Origin of the sequence: Hydrocarboniclastica marina (assembly GCF_004851605.1) — a bacterium.
In the GTDB taxonomy this organism is placed as follows: Bacteria; Pseudomonadota; Gammaproteobacteria; order Pseudomonadales; family Oleiphilaceae; genus Hydrocarboniclastica; species Hydrocarboniclastica marina.
In genome coordinates, this window is sequence record NZ_CP031093.1 from 374,635 (window position 1) to 398,314 (window position 23,680).

19 protein-coding genes are annotated in these 23,680 nt (G+C 60.6%); 8 read left to right on the forward strand and 11 right to left on the reverse strand.

Going from position 1 to position 23,680, the window contains the following annotated elements; genetic code table 11:
- Positions 1-118 precede the first annotated feature (118 nt).
- Complete coding sequence (locus soil367_RS01695) at positions 119-850, forward strand: DsbA family protein (protein WP_136546312.1); 732 nt, start codon at positions 119-121, stop codon at positions 848-850.
- Positions 851-979: 129 nt separating this feature from the next.
- On the opposite strand, the gene soil367_RS01700 is transcribed toward soil367_RS01695, so the two are convergent.
- The 4 genes from soil367_RS01700 to soil367_RS01715 all read right to left on the reverse strand — a co-directional run bounded on the left by soil367_RS01700 (position 980) and on the right by soil367_RS01715 (position 8,786).
- Positions 980-2,176, reverse strand: coding sequence for an OmpA family protein (locus soil367_RS01700; protein WP_136546314.1), 1,197 nt, complete (start codon positions 2,174-2,176; stop codon positions 980-982).
- Between the two features lie 69 nt (positions 2,177-2,245).
- Complete coding sequence (locus soil367_RS01705) at positions 2,246-4,546, reverse strand: ATP-dependent helicase (RefSeq protein WP_136546316.1); 2,301 nt, start codon at positions 4,544-4,546, stop codon at positions 2,246-2,248.
- A 111-nt stretch (positions 4,547-4,657) separates the two neighbouring features.
- Entirely contained in the window at positions 4,658-5,983 is a 1,326-nt protein-coding gene (gene guaD / locus soil367_RS01710; protein ID WP_136546318.1) for a guanine deaminase, read from the reverse strand.
- Between the two features lie 1,453 nt (positions 5,984-7,436).
- The gene (locus soil367_RS01715; RefSeq protein WP_136546320.1) at positions 7,437-8,786 is read right to left on the reverse strand and encodes an alanine/glycine:cation symporter family protein; all 1,350 of its coding nucleotides are present in this window, start codon (positions 8,784-8,786) and stop codon (positions 7,437-7,439) included.
- Positions 8,787-9,057: 271 nt separating this feature from the next.
- Here soil367_RS01715 and soil367_RS01720 point away from each other — a divergent pair, with 271 nt between their 5' ends.
- Positions 9,058-10,194, forward strand: a complete 1,137-nt coding sequence (locus soil367_RS01720) for a GGDEF domain-containing protein (RefSeq protein WP_136546322.1) — start codon at positions 9,058-9,060, stop codon at positions 10,192-10,194.
- A gap of 26 nt (positions 10,195-10,220) precedes the next feature.
- Here soil367_RS01720 and soil367_RS01725 read toward each other — a convergent pair whose 3' ends face one another.
- Genes soil367_RS01725 through imuA form a run of 3 tightly spaced genes read right to left on the reverse strand, consistent with a single transcriptional unit; the run spans position 10,221 to position 15,688 of the window.
- Positions 10,221-13,430, reverse strand: coding sequence for an error-prone DNA polymerase (locus tag soil367_RS01725; protein ID WP_136550469.1), 3,210 nt, complete (start codon positions 13,428-13,430; stop codon positions 10,221-10,223).
- A 54-nt stretch (positions 13,431-13,484) separates the two neighbouring features.
- Entirely contained in the window at positions 13,485-14,933 is a 1,449-nt protein-coding gene (locus soil367_RS01730; RefSeq protein ID WP_136546324.1) for a Y-family DNA polymerase, read from the reverse strand.
- Positions 14,934-14,950: 17 nt separating this feature from the next.
- Positions 14,951-15,688 (reverse strand): translesion DNA synthesis-associated protein ImuA, encoded by a 738-nt coding sequence (imuA, locus tag soil367_RS01735; protein WP_136546326.1) that lies wholly within the window; start codon positions 15,686-15,688, stop codon positions 14,951-14,953.
- A 235-nt stretch (positions 15,689-15,923) separates the two neighbouring features.
- On the opposite strand from imuA, the gene soil367_RS01740 reads away from it, so the two are divergent.
- Entirely contained in the window at positions 15,924-16,445 is a 522-nt protein-coding gene (locus soil367_RS01740) for a DUF421 domain-containing protein (protein ID WP_136546328.1), read from the forward strand.
- Between the two features lie 67 nt (positions 16,446-16,512).
- Here soil367_RS01740 and soil367_RS01745 read toward each other — a convergent pair whose 3' ends face one another.
- A complete protein-coding gene (locus soil367_RS01745) occupies positions 16,513-17,178 on the reverse strand; it encodes an SDR family oxidoreductase (protein WP_136546330.1) in 666 nt (221 codons plus the stop codon).
- A gap of 149 nt (positions 17,179-17,327) precedes the next feature.
- Between soil367_RS01745 and soil367_RS01750 the strand changes: the two genes are divergently transcribed.
- Together soil367_RS01750 and soil367_RS01755 are read left to right on the forward strand one after the other, a co-directional pair.
- Positions 17,328-17,822 (forward strand): glutaredoxin family protein, encoded by a 495-nt coding sequence (locus tag soil367_RS01750; RefSeq protein WP_136546332.1) that lies wholly within the window; start codon positions 17,328-17,330, stop codon positions 17,820-17,822.
- A 51-nt stretch (positions 17,823-17,873) separates the two neighbouring features.
- Positions 17,874-18,089 (forward strand): DUF3565 domain-containing protein, encoded by a 216-nt coding sequence (locus tag soil367_RS01755; protein ID WP_136550470.1) that lies wholly within the window; start codon positions 17,874-17,876, stop codon positions 18,087-18,089.
- 181 nt (positions 18,090-18,270) lie between these two features.
- Here the strand turns inward: soil367_RS01755 and soil367_RS01760 are convergent, their stop codons facing one another.
- Both soil367_RS01760 and glnK read right to left on the reverse strand, forming a co-directional pair.
- Entirely contained in the window at positions 18,271-19,536 is a 1,266-nt protein-coding gene (locus soil367_RS01760; RefSeq protein WP_136546334.1) for an ammonium transporter, read from the reverse strand.
- 70 nt (positions 19,537-19,606) lie between these two features.
- Entirely contained in the window at positions 19,607-19,945 is a 339-nt protein-coding gene (gene glnK, locus soil367_RS01765; protein ID WP_136546336.1) for a P-II family nitrogen regulator, read from the reverse strand.
- A gap of 352 nt (positions 19,946-20,297) precedes the next feature.
- Between glnK and soil367_RS01770 the strand changes: the two genes are divergently transcribed.
- From soil367_RS01770 to trmB, 3 genes are all read left to right on the forward strand, one after another.
- On the forward strand, positions 20,298-20,570 hold the full coding sequence (locus soil367_RS01770; RefSeq protein ID WP_136546338.1) for an accessory factor UbiK family protein: 273 nt from the start codon (positions 20,298-20,300) through the stop codon (positions 20,568-20,570).
- Between the two features lie 95 nt (positions 20,571-20,665).
- Entirely contained in the window at positions 20,666-22,177 is a 1,512-nt protein-coding gene (locus tag soil367_RS01775; RefSeq protein ID WP_136546340.1) for a YifB family Mg chelatase-like AAA ATPase, read from the forward strand.
- Between the two features lie 98 nt (positions 22,178-22,275).
- Entirely contained in the window at positions 22,276-22,986 is a 711-nt protein-coding gene (trmB, locus tag soil367_RS01780) for a tRNA (guanosine(46)-N7)-methyltransferase TrmB (RefSeq protein ID WP_136546342.1), read from the forward strand.
- Between the two features lie 131 nt (positions 22,987-23,117).
- Here the strand turns inward: trmB and soil367_RS01785 are convergent, their stop codons facing one another.
- Entirely contained in the window at positions 23,118-23,675 is a 558-nt protein-coding gene (locus soil367_RS01785; RefSeq protein WP_136546344.1) for a hypothetical protein, read from the reverse strand.
- Between the last annotated feature and the right edge of the window lie 5 nt (positions 23,676-23,680).

The window sequence follows — 23,680 nt, forward strand, 5'->3', positions numbered from 1 at the left end:
CTGTTTTTGAGCATTACCAAGGGCGGCCTCCTGCGGGAGGCCGCTTCGCGTTGATGCTCAGGGCGTGATCAAGGCCCTATGGGCATCAGAAGAGCAACACTACAAGGAGTTCAGACGGATGGGCGAAGCGAAACGAAAACAGGGTACGGACAGCGGCAGCAACATGCCTGCGAAGGGTCCGATCAAAGGCATTATCATCGGCATCGTCGTTGTGCTCGTAGTGGTGCTGGCAGTCTACTGGTTGACGCGTCCTGTAGCGGATCCTGACGAATTGCCCACGGCGGCCGAAGGGGCTGGGCCTTTCCCGGCCCATGAGGATCGCGTTGGGGTTAGTGTTGGCCCTGAGGATGCGTCGGTGGTTGTGCGGGAATTTGCCGATTATCAGTGCCCCGGTTGCGCCAGTTTTGCCTCGGTCGCCAAACGTATAAAGGATGAGTTCGTTGCTTCAGGCGATGTTCGCTTCGTCTACTTTGATTTTCCACTGGTGGATATCCACGATAACGCCATGCTTGCCGCTCAGGCAGCTCGCTGTGCCGGTGATCAGGGTAACTACTGGGCCATGCATGACCGCTTGTTTGCGCAGCAGGGAGAGTGGTCGACCAATCACAACGCCAAAGGGGTCTTCGTGCGGTACAGTGAAGAGCTCGGCATGAATCCCGCACGCATGCAAAGATGCCTCGATACCGAGCTGCACCGTGAAGACGTAGAGGCAAGCCTGGCCCTCGCCAAGCGAATGGGCGTTCGCAGCACACCGACCGTCCTGGTCAATAATATCCCGATGGGAGGCGCCCAGACCTGGCCCAAGATGAAAGCCGTCATAGAACGTGAGCTGGAGACAACCAAGCCTTAGAGCCTTCGAGCCCTTGAACGCACAGGCGGGGCATCAGTTTTCACCAAAGCACAAAAAACGGCACGGGCTGTTGCAGCCCGTGCCGTTCCTGTCTTCGGAGTCAGCCCTGTGTAAGGCGGCTCACATCGGCTAGCGAATGACTTTCTCAATGCGGGCCTCGACCCGGCGGTTGCGGATACGGCCCTGATCGGTACTGTTGTCTGCAACGGGCTCGCTTTCGCCATAGCCACGTGCGCGTACCCTTTCACTGGCAATCCCGAACTTTTCGGTAAGGCGCGTAGCGACCGCTTCGGCACGCTGCTGCGACAGTTTCTGGTTGTAGGCCTTGTCACCCAGGCTGTCACTGTGCCCGGCGATTTCCACCGATGTATCCGGGTACTCTTCCATGAAGTTCGCCACTTCCCGGATCTCATGGTCGTATATGGGCTTTATCTCATCCGAGTTGAAGGGGAACTGAATGTGCAGTTCGATCGTCTCGACCCGTTCGGTTACCCCTTCGCAGCCTTGTTCGTCAGCCTCGACACCTGAGGCCGTGCCAGGGCACTGATCACGGAAATCAGCAACGCCATCGTTGTCAGAATCGCGCGGGCAGCCATCGGACGTTACCGCGGCTCCAGCAGGCGTGCCTGAACATTGGTCTCGGCTGTCAGGGACCCCGTCATTGTCACTGTCTGCAGGCTGGGGTCGCGGCGCGGGTGCCGGCGCTGGGTCTGGCTCTGGCTGGGCCTCGGCCTGACGGCTGAATGCAAAGCTGACACCGAGGGAAACCAGCGTGTCCCATTCGTGCTCATCAATGCTGTAGAACTCACGCGCGTCGAGCCTTAAAGAGACCAGGTCTGTCGCTGCCAGCCGCACGCCACCGCCAGCATTGACACGACTTTCGCCGTCGTCTTCGAACTCGGTGTGCCCGCCGCCTGCGGCCAGGTAGGGCTGGACGATGTCTTCGGTGTTGAGGTTGTCCAGGTAATAGAGACCGTCCAGCCGGTAATCGGTGTAATCAGCGTTACCCGAAGCACCTTTGCGGTCCGCGTCTGCATTGCCGTACACGGCCTCCGCCGCCCAGTGGTCATGGAAGCGGTACTCGAGCCCCATGGAATAGGTACCGGTTTCAGAAAGGTCTCGGTCGTGGTCGAAATATTGGAAGCCAACGGATGGGTTCAGGTAGATCCGGTCTATGTCGGGTTCCTGCTCCTGCGCGGCGATAGGCTGGGTCAGGGCCACTGACAGAAGAGCAACTGGAAAAAGTGCGGCTCTTGCTCTTGCACGGCCAGGATTCTCAGTTGATGGGCAACGGCCTGAAAAGGTATGCGTGGGTCTGACGGACATCGGAACCTCCTGTTCTGTTTTCGCTCCGGGAAACGGCTCTACAGTTTGCCAGCCAACGTAGCTGGGCGTCTATGCGGGGCTGAAGTACAGGTGGGCACTTTTCTTGCTGAAGTTTAATCTCCTGCCATCCTCGAACGCCACCTCGAAGGAGCGCTCATCCTCGGCCTTCACCAGCCCTGTTCCGAAGACAGCATGGCGCAGCCGGCCATGGGCCCAGATTGGTCGACATGACGGGGGAATGCCTGGCGATGCTTCAGCTGCAGGGGCAATGGAGGGGCCCTCCAGGCCAACGTCTTCCCGTCTGGCGTAGCGCTTTGCTATAGCCGTAACCGGTGTTTCAAGCCGAAGTGTCTCAGGCCGGTCAGGGCCAGAGAGCGCTGCGCCCAGCTCTTCACACAGCGGCAGGCACAGTTCGCCCAGGAAGCGGCTTGGGGCCTGCTCCGGGTCATCTGACGCCGGCGTCAGCAGGTAAAGAGCTCGGCTGGCGCGGGTCATGCCCACGTATAACAGGCGGCGTTCGCTCTCGATATGAGTCCGCAGGTCGGTGTCGCGTTCGCTTTGGCGGGCACTGTAGGGCAGGTATTTCTCCTGCAGGCCGGGAATCACAACGACAGGCCACTCCAGCCCCTTGGCCCGATGAATGGTCGAGAGATGGATACCGTCGTGCTCGCCCAAGCGGTTGGCCTGGTCTTTCAGTTGGCGCAGGTGGGCCAGTGCCCGAGGCGCATCGACATCCAGGCTGGCCAGATAGCGCTGGAACCCTTTGACTGTTCCGATGCGCTCGTCAGCCGATTCATGGGTCATGGCAAGGCTGCGAATACCTTCGTAAAGTTCGGTTGCCTGCGCGTACTGGGCGATAACCTTTGCTGCTGACAGAGTGCTATGTTCCAGCTCACCGAGCGCCCCGCCCAGTTTGGATATTTTGCGCGCGGGCAGGGGCTTCAGGTGGCTGGTGTCGGCGTTACGCAGGAGTTGACCCCAGCCGCCGCTGAAGCCTGCAAGATACTGCGCCATGTCGTTGAGCTCGCCTTCGCGCAGGCCGACGTGGGGAAACCGTAAAATCGCCCGGAATAGCTCCCGTCGCTGCTCCTGAAGCATACCGTCCAGATCACCTGCAGCGAGCGCCAGCAGCGCGGTAAGCGCCTCGACCTCACGGGTGAAAAGCGCCCCCTTGTTGGCATCGATGTGGTAGGGAATCTGGCGCGCCAGCAGCCGCAGCTCAATCGGTACGCTCTGGCTCCAGACCCGCACCAACACCGCCACATCACCCAGAGTGGAGGCCGGTAAACCGCTGTCCGGCTGCTCTGTAGCGGGCCCGGTATCGTTCGCTGCCGCCTGAGCCCGTTGCACCAGTTGGACGATAAAGTCGGCCTCGTCGTTGGGCGACTCGTGGTAAACACGTGTTTCCGGCGTGCCGGCATGAGCATGGCAGAGGACATCCTTACGGCCCAGGTTATGACTGATAAGGTGATCAGCCAGCAGGGCCAGGCGGTGGCCGTAGCGGAAGGTGTAGGACAGCGTCAGCTCGGTGGGGTCATCGAACTCGTTGGCGAAACGCTGAAGGATGAACTCGGGTTTAGCACCGCGGAATTCATAGATGGTCTGGTCCGGATCGCCGACTACGGTTACCCGAGCCCGATCGCCTGCGATGTAGCGCAACAGCAGGTGTTGAATCTCGTTGGTGTCCTGGTACTCGTCAACCATCACGAGATCCATCTTGTTGCCTACCAGCTTCTGCAGGGGCGGATTCTGATGAATCGCCAGCACGGGCTCATAGAGCATGTCGGCGTAGCTGATGCGATGGCTGCCTTTACGCCACTGCTCGAAGCTGTGAAACAGGTCAATCAGGTAGCGGTATTTGTCGTCGTAGCCTAGCTCTTCGAAAACCACTTCCGGCGGCGAAAGGGTACTTTTGACCCAGTCGATAAAATTTGCCGCTGTTTCCGTAAACTCTTTCTTTCCCCTGCGCAGCTCGCCCTGCAATTCTTCCGGGACCAGCGCCCGTGAGAGCTGCCAGACCTGATAGTGGATCTCGCCGTCACGCAGGATGTCGCCTTGGTAAGGCGGCAGATAGCCCTCCCGGATACACCGCTTGTAAAGCCGGAAACCCATGGCGTGGTAGGTGCGGATTTCGGGCAGGGCAAGCCCGGTCTGGTGGGTGATGTCCAGGAGTTTGCGATTGAAGTCCGCCCGCGCGGCACGGTTGAACATCAGTATCAGCATGCGCTCGGGGTCGTGGCCCTGTTCGAGCAGGTGGCGGATACGCCATGCCAGCGTTGTCGTTTTGCCACTGCCGGCCACGGCAGTGATAAGGCAGTGTTCGTAGCCCGAGGTAATGATAGCGTGCTGTTCGTCGGTCAGTGCGGGCACAGAGAGCCTTTAGCCGGAGGAAGATCCCAGAGCATTGTACCCGCCAGCAAGGGGCCGGTTAAGGGCGCGCCGGCGTTAACTTATCCTACCCGCCGTTACAGGCGCGCAGCGTTAAGTCGTCGCCCGGTCGAACTGGCACTGGCCCGCAACATAGGTTTGCTTAATGCAGCGGTCGTCGCCCAGGATCATGAGGTCAAACAGAATATCAGCCAGCTTGGGGCGGGGGTGCTGCTTGAGCCTGAGCATCGGGGTCGCGGATGGGTCGAGCACGACAAAGTCGGCGTATTTGCCCGGCTCGAAGTTGCCGCTATCCGCGTCCTGATGGAGCACGCGGGCATTTCCCAGTGTACTCAGGTAAAACGCCTGGAACGGGCTCAGTGTCTGTCCCTGCAATTGGCAGACCTTGTAGGCTTCGGCCATGGTCGCCAGCATCGAAAGGCTGGTCCCGGCGCCCACATCCGTGGCCAGGCCGACGTTAACGCCAGCGCCACGCGCGGCCTCAAAGTCAAACAGGCCGCTTCCAAGAAATGTGTTTGAGGTCGGGCAGAAAGCTATCCGGCTTCCGGATCGGTTCAACCTGTGGCGATCGTGTTCATTTATATGGACGCCATGGGCCAGCACACTACGTTCGCCCAACAGCCCGTAATGCTCATACACATCAAGATAATCTTTACGTTCGGGATAAAGCTCGCAGGCGAAGTCAATCTCGGCATGGTTCTCCGCCCAGTGGGTCTGCATCAGCACACCGGGATTCTCCGCTACAAGCTTTCCCGCCAGCGACAGCTGTTCTGGACTTGAGGTGATAGCGAACCTCGGCGTCACGGCGTAGCGTAAACGGTCCTTGCCGTGCCAGCGGTCGATCAGGGCCTGGCTAGCCTGACAGCTCCCGCTAGCCAGATCACACAGAGCCTGAGGGGCATTGCGGTCCATCATTACCTTGCCGGTTGCGATGGCCATTCGGCGCGCCGCAGCTACGGTAAACAACGCATTAACCGATGTGGCATGGGACGTCGCGAACACCAGGGCTGAAGTGGTGCCATGGGCCAGCATCATATCGACGAAAACCTCGGCCTGGCTGCTGGCCCAGGCAGCGTCTGCAAAGCGTGCTTCCGCCGGATAGGTATAGGTTTCCAGCCAGTCCAGGAGTTGCGAGCCGAAACTTGCGATGACTTGAAGCTGTGGCAGATGCACGTGGGTATCGATGAAGCCCGGTACGATCAGGGCTTCGGGCCAGTGTTCCACGGTCGCACCGGCCGGGAGTGAGGGGAGCAGACCGCTGGCGTGGCCGACCGCCAGAATCCGATCCTGGTCGACTATCAGAAGGCCGTCTTCGAAGAACTGATAACTTCCAGGTTCAGGCGCCGCTGTGCCTGGCTCATCGAGGAAGTGCAGTATCCGGCCTCGGTAGCCGCGAGTTTCAGTTTGGTTGTTTTTCATTACTGGACGCTTCTGGTGTGGCACATGCGGGGAGGCTTATACGGGAGAGTATACTGGCGGTTCAGGGGTTGAAAGCAAAGTGCGTGTATAGGTTTGAGCGTTTGGGGGCGATTGAGTTTTCTTGCCTTCTGAAAACGAGAAGTTGGAGAATTGCGGCCGTGTTGAGATTCAGGCTGGCACGGCAACGGCAACTGCCACTGCCACTGCCACTGCCACTGCCAGGGCTTTCGTCCATCGCCTTTGGCGCTGACCGAGTCACTTCTTTGTCAGTAGCGACAAAGAAGTAACCAAGAAAACGCCACCCCCTTCCTGCCACTTGCTTCGCAAGCGGTTCGCTGTGCTTCTCGCAGGCTGGGGGCGTGCTCTAAACTCGCTTCGCTCAGACAACGAGCCCGCTGATCCCCGGCCTGCTGCGATGCTCGCCTGTTCAGAGGGGCAGGGAGTGGAAGTCAGGTTGGGGTTTTTTGTGCTTGGCAGCGGCTGGGTTCGCATCTCTTACTGCCACTGCCACTGCCACTGCCACTGCAACGGCCAGGGCTTTCGTCCATCGCCTTTGGCGCTGACCGAGTCACTTCTTTGGCAATAGCACCAAAGAAGTAACCAAGAAAACGCCACCCCCTTCCTGCCGCTTGCTGTGCAAGCGGTTCGCTGTGCTTCTCGCAGGCCGGGGGTGGGCTCTAAACTCGCTTCGCTCAGACAACGAGCCCACTGATCCCCGGCCTGCTGCGATGCTCGCCAGTTCAGAGGGGCAGGGAGTGGAAGTCGGCCAGGTGCCAGAGATCAGCTAAAGAAAAACAGGATCTAGCCTTTGTTGGCTCGAGTACCTGCCGAGCCTATAGCGGTCAACGCACCCAATCCTCAGGCAACTCCCGAACCCCCTCTAAGCTGTCGAGCACCGGAGCCGCGCGAAGATAAAGCGACCCCGTTGTCTGAGCGCAGCGAGTTTAGGGGGCGCCTTCGCGCGGCGAGGAGCGCAGAGGACCCCTCGGTACGAGGGGCAGCGCAGCGGGGTGGCACTTTCTTGGTTACTTCTTTGGTGCTATTGCCAAAGAAGTGACTCGGTCAGCGCCGTAGGCGATGGGCGAAACTCTTTGTCTTTAAGGCCCGAAGCCCGGCCCAAGGTACCAAGCACAAGGTCCAACCGGAAAAACCAAATGCACAAGCTACCGGCCAACTCCCAATCCCCTCTAAGCTGTCGAGCACCGGAGCCGCGCGAAGATCCAGCGACCCCGTTGTCTGAGCGCAGCGAGTTTAGGGGGCGCCTTCGCTCGGCGAGGAGCGCAGAGGACCCCTCGGAACGAGGGGCAGCGCAGCGGGGTGGCACTTTCTTGGTTACTTCTTTGGTGCTATTGCCAAAGAAGTGACTCGGTCGACGCCGAAGGCGGCGGACGAAAGCCTTGTCTTGATCTTTCGTTTTTGTTTTCCAGCCAGGGTAGCCGCCCACACGCACCCCTCAGCGGGGGTTATCCGCAAAGTGCTCTTTAGTCAGCCGAACAATCACCGGACTCAACAACAACAAAGCCACCAAATTCGGCAACGCCATCAAAGCATTAAGCGTATCCGCCACCAACCAAACAAACCCCAGATGATCCTGCGCCATAGCTCCAACGGGTATCGCTACAATCCAGAGCACCCGGAAAGGTGCAATCGCTTTGATCCCAAACAGATACTCCACCGATTTCTCGCCATAAAACGACCACGCCAACAGCGTGGTAAAAGCGAATATCGCCAGCCCGAATGTCACCACATAGCCACCGAAGCCTGGCAGTGCCTCGTTAAAGGCCAGGGCGGACAGGGAGGCGCCGGTTTCGCCACTGGTCCAGGCGCCGGATACGATGATCACCAGGCCGGTAATGGTGCAGACGACAATCGTGTCGATGAAGGTGCCCAACATGGCGATCACGCCCTGGTGGACGGGGCTCTTGGTGCGCGCTGCAGCATGGGCGATGGGCGCACTGCCGAGCCCGGCCTCGTTGGAGAACACCCCGCGGGCGACGCCGAACTGCAGGGCGGCCCATACCGCTGCGCCGGCGAAGCCACCTGTTGCGGCGGCAGGTGAAAAGGCATAGGTAAACACCAGGCCAAAGGCGGCCGGGATGCCGTCGGCGTTCAGGGCCAGGATGATGATTCCGCAAAGAACGTAGGTGATCGCCATCAGTGGCACCAGCTTCCCGGCGACGGTGCCGATGCGGGTAATGCCGCCAATCAGGACCATTGCGGCCAGCACGGCCATGACCAGGCCTGTTGCCAGGGGCGGAATGTTGAAGCTCGATTGCATGACATCGGCAACGGAGTTGGACTGGACGGTATTGCCGATCCCGAAACCGGCAATGGCCGCAAAAATCGCGAATGTCGCGGCAAGCCAGCGCCACTTGGGGCCCAGGCCGTTGCGGATGTAGTACATGGGGCCGCCAACGTGATGGCCGTTCTCGTCCACCTCACGGTACTTCACGGCACAGACGGCCTCGCCGTATTTGGTGGCCATGCCCACCAGCGCGGTCATCCACATCCAGAAGAGCGCTCCGGGCCCGCCCAGGAAAACGGCAGTGGCCACACCGGCGATATTACCGGTGCCGATGGTCGCTGACAGCGCGGTCATCAGGGCATTGAACGGAGTGATGTCGCCTTTTTCAGTGCTCAAACGGCCCCGCCAGAGCATGCGAAAGCCGTAAGCGGTCTTACGGATGGGGATCAGGCCGAGGCGGAGCTGCAGGTAAAGGCCGGTGCCGAGGATAACGACCAGCATGGGGACGCCCCAAACCAGGCCATTTACTGTGCTGATGATTTCGGTGAGTGCATCCATCTCTTTGAGCTCCCTTGTAGGTATTTTTTTACGGAAACATTGCCGTTATGTCGGACCTGGCTGGATCGGGGTCGGTCAGTGCTAGTGTATGGGTAGCTGCGCTCGGTTTTGCCCGGGCGATGGCTAAATTAACAGGCAAAAGCCAGGCCAGGCAAAGCAAAGGTGTCGTTGCGTGATCGGCCCGCCGCTAGATCAGTTTACGGACAAGGCGCATCGGCGCCTGGGGGCTCAGCAGTGCCTGATCCACTGACCGCCCGGAAGAAGGCCATTCATGCTGGATAAGATGATCGACGAGATTACCCGGACCGGGACGTCAGTTGAGACAATGCGGCTCAGACGGCAGATCCGGCTGAGCAATCAGGTGGGCTTGTTTGGCGCCGTGGCCACGGTTCCGTATCAGCTGTTCTACCTCGTCTACGACATTGGCTATTTTCTGCCGGTTTTCGTTTTCAATCTTCTGTTTATTGCGGTCTATCTGAGCGGGTTGCTACTCAACCGGTCGGGTCGTCATGGTTACGCACGTAACCTCGTACTCATCAATGCCTGTACGCAGATCTTCGTCGTGACCTACTTCATTGGCGCGGGGGCAGGCGTTCAGCTGTTCTATTTTGCCATCGGTACGATCCTGGCTTTGATTATCCGGCAGGATTATGCCAGGAGCCTGGCTGTTCTTTTGGGGTTGGTATCTGTTCTTTATCTGTTTTGCCACTTCCGCTTCGCTCAGGGCACGACGCCCATCCCGAGCCCCTGGGGCGAGTTGGCCTACGGCGTCAGCGCAGTGTTCGCGGTTATGCTGGCGGGAGGCTATTCCTACCTGTTCAGGGTCGCGATTGACGCGGCGGAAACGCGGCTGGTTGAAAGCAATCGGGCCCTGGAGAAGCTAAGCACCACCGATCCGTTGACCGGACTGGCCAATCGACGGCGACTGGACCAGTTCCTGAGAAAGGAGTGGGCGAGAACGACCCGGCGTGAGCACGCTCTTTCGGTGCTGATGTGCGACGTCGACTCCTTCAAGCTTTTTAACGACATATACGGGCATCAGGCCGGGGACGAGTGTCTCAGGCGCATCGGTACCTTGCTGGATGAGATTCTGCAGCGGCCCTCGGATTTCGCCGCCCGGTACGGCGGTGAGGAGTTTGTGGTGGTTCTGCCGCAGACGGGTGAAGAGGGCGCGCGCTACATGGCGGAGCAGATTCGGGCAGCGGTCGAGACGTTGGCCATACCTCACCCGGAGTCGGGTGTTGCCTCGGTTGTCACGCTGAGTGTGGGCGTCAGCACACTGGCGCCAGAGCAAAGCCCCCTGTCATCGCAGCTACTTGCCCAGGCAGACGCTGCCCTCTATCAGGCCAAGGCCGGGGGCCGCAATCGGGTCGTGTTCTTGAATATTGATGCGCCGGACAATTATTGATCGCGCTGGATTATTGCGCGTGGTGACTACTGAAAATCCCGCGAAGGTACGTCCAATGTCGAGATCAGGTGCGAGAGATCGGTCAGCCTGCCTGCAATAACATGGGTCACCGACCCCTGTCTTTCCAGAATGCCGCGCACCTGTAGCAGTCGTGCTGTGAGCAGCGGTCTGCGTTGGTGACGCGCTGTGGCCAGCCAGACGACGACATTGAGCGAGCCGGTTTCGTCCTCCAGCGTCACGAAGGTGACCCCCGAGGTGGTGGAAGGCCGCTGCCGACCGGTCACCAGCCCGGCTACAGCGACAGGCCGGCCATGGGGCAGTTCTAGCAGCTCATCCGCCCGGGAGCAGTGGCGCAGGTGGCCGCTGGACCGCAGGAGCGCCAGGGGGTGGCGAGCCAGGCTCAGGCCCAGGCTGGAGTAATCTTCCAGCAGGCCGCGGCCTTCACTGGGGGCGGGCAGTGTGACTGCATCATGCTCAACGCTACCGGAGCGTGGAGCTGGCGCCGGGCTGGCCTGACCCTGCTTCGCATAGCTTGCCGGCGTTTCGGCCGCCCCAGGCATAACGGGTCCATCGTCCTGATTGTTGGCTGTAAACAGAGGGCTTTCCAGCGGGATGTCGAGAATGTCCCAGCGGGCCTGGTGGCGGTGATTGCTGAGGGAGCAGAAGGCGTTGGCGCTGGCCAGGGCTTCGAGATCCCGGGTATCGGGCCGGGCTTGCTGGCGCATCTGTTCGAGATTGGAGAATCCCCCCTTCGGGCGAGCCGCAAGCAGGCGCTCGGCCCCCTGGCGGGACAGGCCCCGTATCAGCCGCAGTCCCAGTCGTAGGGCCGGTCGGTTGTGAATGTCGGTGGCTTCCAGGCTGTGGTCCCAGCCGCTGTGATTGACGTCCACCGGGCGGACTTCCACGCCATTGCGGCGGGCATCCTGTACCAGTTGCGAGGGCGAATAGAAGCCCATGGGCTGGCTGTTGAGCAGGGCGCAACAGAACGCCGCCGGATGGTGGCACTTGAGCCAGGCGGAGACATAGACAAGCAGGGCAAAACTGGCGGAATGGGATTCGGGAAAACCATAGCCACCAAAGCCCTGGATCTGCTGGTAAAGCTGCTCGGCAAATTCCCGGGAGTGACCGCGTTCGAGCATGCCAGCCACCAGCTTTTGCTGGAAAGGCTCCAGCGAGCCCCGGCGTTTCCAGGCGGCCATGGCCCGGCGCAACTGGTCGGCCTCGCCGGCGCTGAAGCCGGCGGCAGCCATGGCCAGGCGAATCACCTGCTCCTGAAAAATCGGTACACCCAGGGTCCGCTCCAGCACATCCCGGATCGCGCCATCGGGGTAGCTGAACGTTTCCAGACCCTGGCGGCGGCGCAGGTAGGGGTGCACCATGCCGCCCTGTATCGGCCCCGGCCGGACAATGGCGACCTGAATCACCAGATCGTAGTAGGTGGCCGGGCGCAGGCGCGGCAGCATGGCCATCTGGGCCCGGGATTCCACCTGGAAAACGCCGGTGCTCTCGCCGCGCTGCAGCATTTCATATACCTTCGGATCTTCCCGGGGGATGTGCTGCATATCCGTGTGGCGGGGGTCGTACTGGGCAATCAGCCCGAGCGCCCGGCGGATGGCCGAGAGAATGCCGAGGGCGAGGACGTCCACTTTCATCAAGCCCAGGAACTCCAGGTCGTCCTTGTCCCACTGGATCACTGTCCGATCGGCCATGGCGGCGTTTTCGATCGGCACATAGTCGGTCACGGCCGTGTCGGTAATCACGAAGCCACCCACGTGCTGGGACAGGTGCCGGGGGAAACCCAGCAGCGTATTGACCAGATCAGTAAAATGCGCCGCCAGCCCCTCCCCGGCCAGCAGACCCTTACGCTTGATCTGATCCAGCCAGTGGTCCTCCCGATCGCGCCAGTCGAGCCCCTGCAGCAGCTGCTCAATATGGGCCGGGTCCAGGCCCAGGGCCTTGCCCACATCGCGGAAGGCACTCTTGGGCCGATAGCGGATCACGGTCGCGGCCAGGGCGGCCCGCTCCCGGCCATAGTGGCGGTAGATATACTGGATGACCTCTTCACGGCGCTCGTGCTCGAAGTCCACGTCAATATCGGGTGGCTCTCCCCGGCTGGGGGAAACAAACCGCTCGAACAGCATGTCGACCTCGCGTGGGTCCACTTCAGTAACCAGCAGGCAGTAACAGACCACCGAGTTGGCGGCAGAGCCCCGGCCCTGGCAGAGGATGCCCTGGCTGCGGGCAAAGCGGACGATGTCGTGAAGGGTGAGGAAATAGGCCTCGTAACGCATCTCCGCGATCAGCTTCAGCTCGTGCTCGATGCGGGCGGCTATCGCAGGTGGTGTACCTTCGGGAAAGCGGATCACTTCGCCTTCACGCACCAGATGCTTCAGCCAGCGCTGGGGTGTAAAGCCGTCCGGGATGAACTCGCCCGGGTATTCATACTTGAGTTCACCGAGGGAGAAGGTGCATCGACTGGCGACGGTGACCGTTTCATCCAGCCAGGCGCGCGGGAACAGCTTTGCCAGCTTGGGCCTGCTGCGGAGCGTACGCTCGGCGTTGGGAAACAGCCGCTGCCCGGCTTCGGCCAGGGTGCAACGGTGGCGTATGGCGGTTACCAGGTCTTGCAGGCGTTGGCGCCGCGTATGATGGGTATGGGCATCACCACCCGCTACCACCGGCACGCCAAGGGCGGTATGCAGGTAATGCAGATGTGCCAGCTGCTCCTGGTCGTCGGCGGTCAGGTGCCTCTCGCCCAGCAGCCAAAGGCGATCGCCAAACCGGCTTTTTAGCTCAGCCCCCAGCTGAAGGTCGGCCCGGCGTCCCGGTTCCCGTTCCAGCGCCCGGAGTGGCTTCCACAGCAACAGGCAGTGGTCCAGCTGCTGGCCGTCCAGGTCGTCCTGCCGGAACAGGTATTCGCCCTTGTCGGCCCGACGCCGACAGCGGGTAATCAGCCGACAGAGCTGGCCATAGCCCTGCAGATCCTGGACCAGGACAACCACCTTCAACCGCTCTTCAGGCGCCTGCAATTCGCTGCCGATCAGCAGTTTCAGCGCACTGTCCTCGTTCTCCAGCGCCGCCCGGTAGGCCCGCACGACCCCGGCCACGGAGCACTCATCGGTAATGGCCAGGGCTTCGTAGCCCAACTCGCCGGCGCGCTCCACCAGCTCTTCCGGGTGGGAAGCCCCCCGCAGGAAACTGAAGTTGGTCAGGCAGTGAAGCTCGGCGTAACGGATCAAGGGGTACTCCGGGGATGGTCGGTTCAGGTCTGGTAGGGGTTGTGAAAGGTTTCAGGCAAACCAGCCGTGCACAAACCAGCTGCCATCGCTGCTGCGGAACAGCCAGGCCAGGCTCTGGCTGGAAAGTCGGGCGATGTAGTAATCCCGCTGCAGTCGCTGGCCATCCCACCAGCCGGCCTGGATACGCTCGGGGCCGCCAAGCCAGGCTTCGGGGGTTTCCCGCAGGGGCATGGGTGCAGCTAGTAACCACAGGGGCCGGCGGGGAATTTCAACGGCCGGGGGCGTGCGGCGCTGCTGCAACGGCAGGTAGCGCCAGGCGTGTTCGGGGCGATGGTCGGCCTGGGCCGCGAGGCGAGCGACCTGGCCGTTGCCCAGCTTGGCTTCCAGCCGTCCCAGCAGCTCCTGCAATTGTTCTTCGCGGGAAGCGGTGGAGCCAAACAGGTCCTGGGCCTGGGTATCTCGGGCCTGGAAACGCTCGACGGTCAGGCTCAGGGCAATAACCGGTGCTCTCAGGGCATGCTGCTCCAGGTGCAGGCGGCAGAGCTCCATGAAACGCTCTTCCCGGTAGTCGACTGTTGTGGTGCGTACCTGGATTGTTGTTGCCATCGCTTCGCGGTGCTGTAAACGCAGAAGCAGGGTATCGGTACACTGCTGGCGCAACTGCAGGTAAGCGGCCAGGTTCTGTAGCAGACGCTGCAGGGGGAAGAACAGCCCGGCCATCCGTTCGGCCTCCTGCACCAGATCCAGCCGCTGCTGAAAGACCGCGGGCGGTTGCCAGGCCGGGAGCCGGTCCTTGCCGGGTTGGCGTAATTGCTGCAAATGCTCGACCAGCTCGGGCCCCAGACGCTGAGCCAGCTGGCGGTCGGGCAGGGCAAAAAGCCCATCGCTTCGGGTGATGCCCATGCGCAGCAGACGCTCGCAGGATTTCTGGGGTAGCCCGAGCGCAGAAACCGGTAGGCGATTCAAGGCATGGTGCAGGTGTTCTTGATCATCCGTGCAGAGGTTGGCGCGCCCTTTCTCCTGAAAAGGGGCCTGAATAAGGGTATCGGCATGGCCCCGGGCCAGGGTGCGCGCCATCAGGGGGTTGGTGCCGGCTGCCATGGCCACGGTAAACCCCTGTGCGTGAAGTCCCTGGCGCAAATGCCTGACCAGGGGAGGCAGCCCACCGTGCAGGCGGGTAACCGACTGTGCCTCCAGCAGCAGCCCATCGGGCAGCCAGGGTCTTAGCTGGGCGGCATACTGGTAAGTCCATGCGCACAGCTGTTCCAGTACCTGCGTCTGCAGGGCCTCGTCCGCCGGCACAACGGCCAGGTCGGGCTGCAGGCAGGTTGCGGTACCCAGAGTCTGACCCGGCGCGACACCCGCTTCTGCGGCCAGGGCATTGGCGGCAAGGATGCGTGGCGGTCGCCCCTGTACAAGGGCCAGGGGCAGGGGCTCGGCTTCGGCTTGCTGGTAGTGTTCCAGCAGGAGGTTGGGGAAATGCAGATAGAGCCACAACATCGCTCATCGTCCCTTGATCAGGTCGCGGATGGAGAAGAATGTGACGGGTTGGATCCAGCCAGGGGTTTGCCCGTTTGCCAGGGCCCCTGAATGATGTTGCTGACGCTGGCCTGATCCGGCTCCACAAGGGTTTCCAGGGTGCCCAGCGGTAAAGTCAGGCTGGCCTGGGCAAAGCTGCCCCGCTGCTTGAGCAATTCGACATGCAGAGACCCTGCGGCGGCACTAAGCAGCAGGCGCAGGTGGGCCGGTGAACTGTTGAGGCTATTGGCGGCAGAGCGAAACAGAATGCCTGTGCCGCCACCGGCCTCGGCCGCGAGCTGGAGCCTGCGGGTGTCGGCCTGGCGCAACTGTGTCGGCCAACCCATCACCAGGGCACAGGCGGGGTTGCGCAATGCCTGTTCCAGGGACCAGAGCTGGTCCTTGGCATCTTGGCAGCGCACGACCACCAGGTTGTCCAGAACAATGCCCGCCCGTGCCAGGGCCGGGGCATACGGGGTATAAGGCGGGCTGATCCAGACCACGGTCTGGCCTGACTCTGTTAACTGCTGCAGCATCGGCACGACCAGTCTGAGCTCGCCGATGCCGGGGCCGGCCAGCAGGATTTCGGTGAGCGCTCCCCGGGGCCAGCCCTGGCCGCTGAGTTGCCGGTCAAGCTCGGGATAGCCGGTCGCTATACCCTGCCGACCCGGCGCGACCTGCTCCCGGCCTTGCCAGAGGTGGGCCTGTTGTTTTAACTGGTCAATCAGTTCGCTCATGGTTTGGTGCTCTTGCGCAAATACTGTATCTATATACAGTATTCTGGCGATGGGGTTCTTGCAACAGGGATTGTGTAACCGAGCTTGTCCGCAGGGCTTCTTTGCTTTGAAAAAACGCTTTTAAAACAAAAGGTAAAGCAGTGTGAATGAGCCCCTTTAAAAACCGGGCTGGTCTTCGGATGGGCGGTGGCTGTATTTTGAGGAGTCTCAGGAAAGATTAAGCAGGGAGGCGGAATTGGAACTGATTTTCTTCGACAACTGGCAGGTACTGTTAAGGACCGGCATCATTGGTGTGCTGGCTTACGTCACCCTGGTGCTACTGCTGCGTATCTCCGGGCGTCGTACGCTTTCCAAAATGAATGCTTTCGACCTGGTGGTTACGGTCGCTCTGGGTTCAACGCTGGCAACCGTAATACTCAACAAGAACGTCACCCTGGCCCAGGGGACTCTGGCTTTTGCCCTGCTGATCGGGATGCAGTACGCCGTTACCTGGTCCAGTGTCCGGGCCGGTTGGGTGCGAAGAATAGTCACCGGGGAGCCGGCACTGTTGCTGTATCGGGGCAATTTGCTAACCAAGGCCCTCGTCGCGGCCCGGGTGACCCAGGGCGAAGTGAAAGCGGCAGTGCGCTCAGCGGGGCTGGTGGATCTGGAAGCGGTGGAAGCTGTCGTCCTGGAGACAGATGGCTCGTTCAGCGTAATCAAAAAAGAGCCCGGGGCCGAGCATTCAAGCCTCAGCGACGTGCAGCGACCCGGCTGAAGCCGTCGCGCCCCTCACAGCGAGAGGCTGGGGCGCGTACTTTGCTTTTCAAGTCTCGACCAAGGCCCTACCAGGGCAATACCGATCCGTCTGAATGCCAGAAGGTGCCGGTATTGTCCAGGTTGAGCTCGTCGAGTCGCTGGATAAGGCGCTCGGCGGCTTCCTCCGGCTTCAGGTTGCCCTGGTTGCCGGTCATCTCGGTCTGGACAAACCCAGGATGCAAAATCGCTACGGCGATACCCCGGGGCTTCAGGTCCATGGCCAGGGACTTACCCGCAGCGTTGAGTGCGGCCTTGCTCATACGGTAGCCGTAACGTCCCCCGGACGTATTATCTGCCACGGAACCCATACGGGACGTCATTACGCCAACCTTGCCGTTTTTGCTCATACGGTCGAGCAGGGCATGGGTTACGCGCAGGGGCCCCAGGGCGTTGACTTCGAACTGGCGCAGGATCTGGTCCCAGTTGGGGTTGTCGAGGGATTCATCGGTCAGTATGCCGGCATTGTTGTAGAGCAGGTCTATCTGCTCGTTCGCCAGCTTCTGGCGCAGCGTATCGATATCCTCGGGCCGGGTGACATCAATACCCTCGATTATCTCAACGCCCAGATCACCGAGCGCCTGGGAGGGGGTCCGGCACACCGCAATGACACGCTCGCCACGCGCGTGCCAGAGACGCGCCATCTCCAGCCCGATGCCACGGTTGGCGCCGGTAATAACGACTGTGTTGGCCATATCTGTTCTCCTTCAGCATGAGACTCCCTTCAGGAATCCCGTCCATTTATTCCGCAGCTGAGCTGATCTCCAGCCCAGATTACTGTCTTTCGTCGACCGGACTGTACCATACAAGCCGACCCTTCCCGGAGCCTGGAACGTCTCGCTGAATGTCGGGTCTCAATGCTGTCGTTAGGAGCGATGATAGTGATATTGGTATTGATGGTTATAGGAATATTGATAGTTACAGCGATACGACAGTGGCGCTGGAGGTTGTCCCCGTGGCGAGCCGAATCCGAGGTAAGTACATGCTCTGCAAAAATGAACAAGGCACCCCCGTGGGCCGGTCCTGGCGTTTGACGGCAATGGCCATCCTGTCCGGATTGCTCCCACATGTGTCGGCCATGGCCGAACCCCGGCAGGATACCCCGGATGTGGTCATGTTCTCCTCGGACTATTGCCCGCCCTGTCTGCACGCCAAACAGTACCTGCGCGAGAACAACATTCCCGCGCGTATCTTTGATATCGATGAATCGCCAGCCGCCCGCACCTACTTCGAGAAGCTGGGCGGGCGGGGGCTGCCACTGATCTTCGTGGATAATCGGCGATTGGATGGCTATACCCCGGAGCGCTTTGAGCGTCTGTATGGCCCTGTGCCTGATTGATGTGGGTGCATGACCACGTATTTTTTCCTTGAAAATGGCGAGATTGGAGGTATGAAACAAGCGATCACTGGCTACCACCCGGATGAGGAAGATCATTGGGTGGCCGAACTGGCTTGCGGCCACAACCAGCATGTCCGCCATACGCCACCATGGGTAAACAGGCCCTGGGTCATAACGGCGGAGGGGCGTGCTGCGATGCTGGGAACCAGATTGAATTGCAAGAGATGTGATGAAGACGAAGAGGCCAAAGGACTGGCGGGCCGATGATCCAATAATGGTAGGGTGCGCACTGCGCACCGGTATAACCCGTGGCCAAGCAATGGTGCGCATTGCGCACCCTACGGACTCGTGCATTGTTGGCGCGGAATGGTTGTACAACATTGTGATACAAAAAAGGGAGGCTGCGTCTGCAGCCTCCCTTTTCTTTTTCAGACAGGGTCTAAAGGTCTCAGCCCTTGCCAAACTCCGGGTAGGCTTCCAGGCCACACTCGGACATATCCACGCCTTCGTACTCTTCTTCTTCGGTAACCCGAATGCCCATCACGGCCTTGAGGATTCCCCAGACCACCAGGCTGGCCACGAAGACCCAGACGAAGATGGTCAGGGCGCCAATAATCTGGCCGACAAAGCTGACGTCACCGTTGGTGACCGGCACCAGGAGCAGACCCAGCAGGCCACAGACACCGTGAACCGAGATCGCACCAACAGGATCGTCGATACGCAGCTTGTCCATGGTGATAATGCTGAAGACCACGAGGATGCCACCAGCAGCGCCAAAGAGGGTGGCGGTCAGAGGGGAGGGCGTGGACGGCTCTGCGGTAATAACCACCAGGCCGGCCAGAGCACCGTTCAGCAGCATGGTCAGGTCGGCTTTGCCGAACATCAGTCGTGCCACTATCAGTGCAGCAATGGCCCCGCCGGCAGCGGCTGCGTTGGTGTTGAGGAAGACCATGGCCACGGCGTGCGCACTGCTGATATCGCCCAGTTTCAGGACGGAGCCACCGTTAAAGCCGAACCAGCCCATCCACAGGATGAAGGTACCCAGCGTAGCCAGGGGCAGGTTTGCACCAGGGAACGCGTTGATCTGACCGTTCGGACCGTACTTGCCTTTGCGGGCGCCGAGCAGGAGAACACCGGCGAGAGCCGCTGCTGCACCAGCCATGTGCACGATACCGGAGCCGGCAAAGTCACTGAAGCCCAGGTCACCCAGGGAGTACATGCCGAAAACGCTGGCTCCGCCCCAGGTCCAGGCGCCTTCCATCGGATAGATAAAACCAGTCATGACTACAGCGAAGGCCAGGAAGGCCCAGAGCTTCATACGCTCGGCAACAGCACCGGATACGATCGACATGGCGGTTGCCACGAACACAACCTGGAAGAAAAAGTCTGATGCGCCAGAGTATATGGAGCCGCCCTCGAAACCGTCTTCCCGACCGGCAAAATCAGTCAGCACGCTGGGCACGTCGAGGTCCATGATCCCGTTCAGGAACACGCCCCCGCCATACATGATGGCGTAGCCACAGACCAGGTACATGGTGCAGGAAATGGCATAAAGCGCGACGTTCTTGGTAAGAATTTCGGCGGTGTTCTTGCCGCGTACCAGGCCGGCCTCAAGCATTGAGAAGCCCGCGGCCATCCACATAACTAATGCGCCGCAGACAAGGAAATAAAAGGTATCTATTGCATACTGTAGATGAAAGACATTGTTTTCCATAGGAAGCCCTCCGCACCAGGCTTTTTTAGATAGGAATTACTGGGAGTCGTTAAGCGCTAGCTCAGTACCTTCAGACCGCTTCTTCGCCGGTCTCTCCGGTACGAATCCGGATCGCCTGTTCCAGTTCAGTGACAAAAATCTTGCCATCGCCGATCTTGCCGGTATTGGCCGCTTTGGTGACGGCTTCTATTACCTGGTCCAGCAGGTTGTCCGCAATCGCGACCTCAACCTTGACCTTGGGCAGGAAGTCGACGACGTATTCAGCGCCCCGATAAAGTTCGGTATGCCCTTTCTGACGGCCGAAACCCTTTACTTCGGTTACGGTAACGCCCTGAACGCCAATCTCGGACAGTGCTTCACGCACGTCGTCCAGCTTGAAAGGCTTGATTATCGCAGTCACGAGTTTCATGCATTTCTCCTTAGGTTTAGCCGCCCCCGGGAAGGTCACGTTCGATCCCGGAATGAGTGATGCTCTGAGCCCGAGCACGTGAAAAGTGTGCGGACTGATGCAACGCTTACGAACTGCAAAGCATCACTTATGCCAATGGTAAAAAGTTTATAGGTTACAGTCGGTTGCCATTTGCCCTCTCGGTCGTGCTGCCTGTCAATGCACTAAATTGATCCGTACGTAGTGACCGTGCGTCATAGTGGTGCGCATGCGTTTTCAGTCTCTTTTCAAAGACGCCGTCGGGCTTTGATAAAAGACAGGGTGAGGTGCCTCTGCCTGAACTGTTACACTACGTCCACTTGGAGGAAAAATCATGCCCAGAAAACCCCAGGATCTCTTTAGCGATCTTCAGCAGCAGTTTGGCCAGTTTGTGCCTGATATGGCTCGGGCCGCCCGTGAGGATGTCGAACAACACGCAAGAGCAGCGGTCACATCGGTGCTGTCCCGGCTTGATCTGGTCACGCGGGAGGAGTTCGATGCTCAGACCGCCGTGCTCCAGCATACCCGCGAACGTCTTGAGACGCTCGAGAAGCGGGTCAGTATGCTGGAGTCCGCGGGAACTGAAAAGACGCCAACCGCATCTTGATCGCCCGCCCGCAACTCTGATTGCCCCAGGATGGGGCGTGCCAGACTACGGGATCGCGTCCGTAGATGGCTGAACGTTAACAAGGACCGTTTGCCATGAACCTCGCCACTACGCACACCCGTGCCCGGGTCGGTGTTGATGCACCCCCGGTCACCGTTGAGACACACCTGTCCAACGGCCTGCCTTCGCTTTCAATCGTCGGGTTGCCCGAGACGGGCGTCAAGGAAAGCAAGGATCGGGTGCGTAGCGCGCTGATGACTGCAGGGTTCGAGTTTCCCGCCCGGCGTATCACCATCAACCTGGCACCCGCCGACCTGCCAAAAGAAGGCAGCCGATTCGACCTGGCGATAGCCATCGGCATTCTTGCTGCCTCAGGGCAGATCCCCGCCGATACATTGACCCGGACCGAGTTTCTGGGCGAGCTTTCCCTGGACGGCCAGGTGCGACCGGTCCAGGGCATTTTACCCGCCGTCATCGCCGCGCAGGAAGCCGGGCGCGGGCTTATCCTGCCCAGCGGCAACGCCGAAGAGGCAGCTCTGGCAGGCGCTGATGATACCTGCGCTGCGGAACACCTGCTGGCCGTCTGCGCCCACCTTCGCGGTGAGGAGAAACTGCCCAAGATCATGCCGGCGCCGCGCCAGCGTACGCTACCTACGGGACTGCCCGATCTCGCTGATGTGCAGGGTCAGGCGGTACCCAAACGCGCGCTGGAACTGGCCGCGGCTGGAAATCACAACCTGCTTTTCTTCGGTACGCCCGGGACCGGCAAAAGCATGCTGGCGTCGCGCCTGCCTGGCATTCTGCCGCCCCTGGAGAACCAGCACGCGCTTGAAGTAGCGGCCGTGCACTCGGTCGCCGGTCGTAGCCTTTCACCCGATGCCTGGCTCAACCCGCCCTATCGCGCGCCGCACCATACCGCCTCGGCCGTTGCATTGGTGGGCGGCGGCAGCACGCCCAAGCCCGGGGAGATTTCCCTGGCTCATCGGGGGGTGTTGTTCCTCGACGAATTACCAGAGTTTGACCGGAAGGTACTGGAGGTGCTGCGCGAGCCCATGGAAAGTGGACAGGTTGTGATCTCACGCGCCGCTTCCCAGGTGACATTTCCGGCCTGCTTTCAGGTTGTCGCCGCAATGAACCCATGTCCCTGTGGCTACCAGGGACACCCAACCATCGCCTGCCAGTGCAGTACTGCGCAGATTGCGCGCTATCAATCCAAACTTTCCGGACCTTTGCTGGACCGGTTCGATCTTCACGTTCAGGTACCCGTGCAATCTGGAGACGTCCTGCTACGAAGACCGGAACGGGGCGAGGGTTCGGCCCAGGTGCGCGAGCGGGTCATGGCGGCCCGGGAGAAACAGTGGGTCCGCGGGTGTCTTAACTCGGCCCTGGCCGGGGAAGAGTTGTTTGAGCACTGCGCACTCGATGCCCCGAGCCGCGCCATGCTGGAGAATGCCATGGACCGCTTTGGCCTCTCCGGGCGCGCCATGCACCGCATACTGCGGGTCGCCCGCACCCTGGCGGACCTGGCCGACTGTAAAACCCTGAGCAAATCGCACCTGGTGGAAGCATTGGGTTACCGAGCACTCGACGGGCGTCGCCAGGCGTAGAATGAGGATGACAGCGGATATGGGCTCAGACTTTACGACGTCCACGTATTACGCGATTATGGCGCCGGTTTTTCTGCCCCAGGCTCCAGGAGACAACCATGACTGACGCCCCATCAATTGGTCCAAAATTTACGCAACGCCGTGAAATCCGGAGTTTTGTCCTGCGCGGCGGGCGGATGACCGAAGGCCAGCGGCAGGCCTGGGAAACGCAGTGGCCACGCTGGGGGCTGTCTGTAGAGCAGGGTGTCATTGATCCCCGGGTTATCTTTGGTCGGGAAGCACTTCTGAACCTGGAGATCGGTTTCGGCATGGGCGATTCCCTGGCGCAGATGGCCGCCAGCCACCCGGAGCAGGACTTTATCGGTATCGAAGTACACCGGCCTGGTGTCGGCAGCCTGCTGAAGATGATTGATGAGCAGGGGCTGACCAATCTGAGAATTTACTGTACCGATGCCAACGAGGTGCTCGACCAATGCCTGCCTGACGCGAGCCTTGACCGGGTCATGCTCTTTTTCCCTGACCCATGGCATAAAAAGCGTCATCACAAGCGGCGAATCGTTCAGCATGACTTCGTCCAGCGGATTCGTCACAAACTCCGCGTCGGCGGCATATTCCATCTGGCGACAGACTGGGAAAACTACGCTGAGCACATGCTGGATGTCATGGAGGGGTCGGAGGGCATGGTCAACAATGTAGCACCCGGTAGCTTTGCCCCTCGTCCGGATGAACGGCCCGTGACCAAATTCGAGAAGCGGGGCGAGCGCCTGGGGCATGGCGTCTGGGATCTGCTATACCGGCGAACCAATTGAGGCCGGAACGCTACCTCCCGCCTGCCGTGGGACCCCGGCCATTACTCGGGCAGGGCGTGTGGCTCGGGCAAGGCGTATAGCCTGTGGTGCGCCGCGCGTACTGACGCGAGCCAGGTAGCGGCCTGGTCCCGTCAAGTTGCCAGCGGTTGGCCCCGGGCGGCCCGCAGAATCAGCAGCGCCGCGGCACCGGCCAGGAGGCTGGAGAACTTGACCAGCGCGAAGAGGGTCGCGACTAATGGCCAAAACGCTGATTGTGCTTGTTCCAGCGTCACCAGCAGGCAGATATTCTCAGCGACATCGGTCAGGGCACCCGTCCAGAAAAGGCCCCGGGCCCAGCGCCCGAGTTGTTGCTCGCGTACGCCCGGCCGGTCGATAAGCCAATGACCGGTCAGCTTCAGCAGTAGCAGCAGGTAAGCGGCGACAAAAGCAAAGTCCAGGTAGAGTGACGCCTGGGCCCATTCCACCCCGGAACCGGACGCGCCCATGTCGGATCGCTGCCAGCTCTGGACGACACCCGTCGCCCGCTCGGGTGTGGCCGCAAACTGAAAACTGATAATTCCGCGCGGCGCTTCGTCGCTCACCAGCATGATGTTGATCGCGCTGAGAATCACCAACAGGGCGACAGCAATACTGGCGGTGAGTTTGAGGTTTCCGGACCACTTGCGACCGGAGAAGGCAAACAGGCTCATGTCGG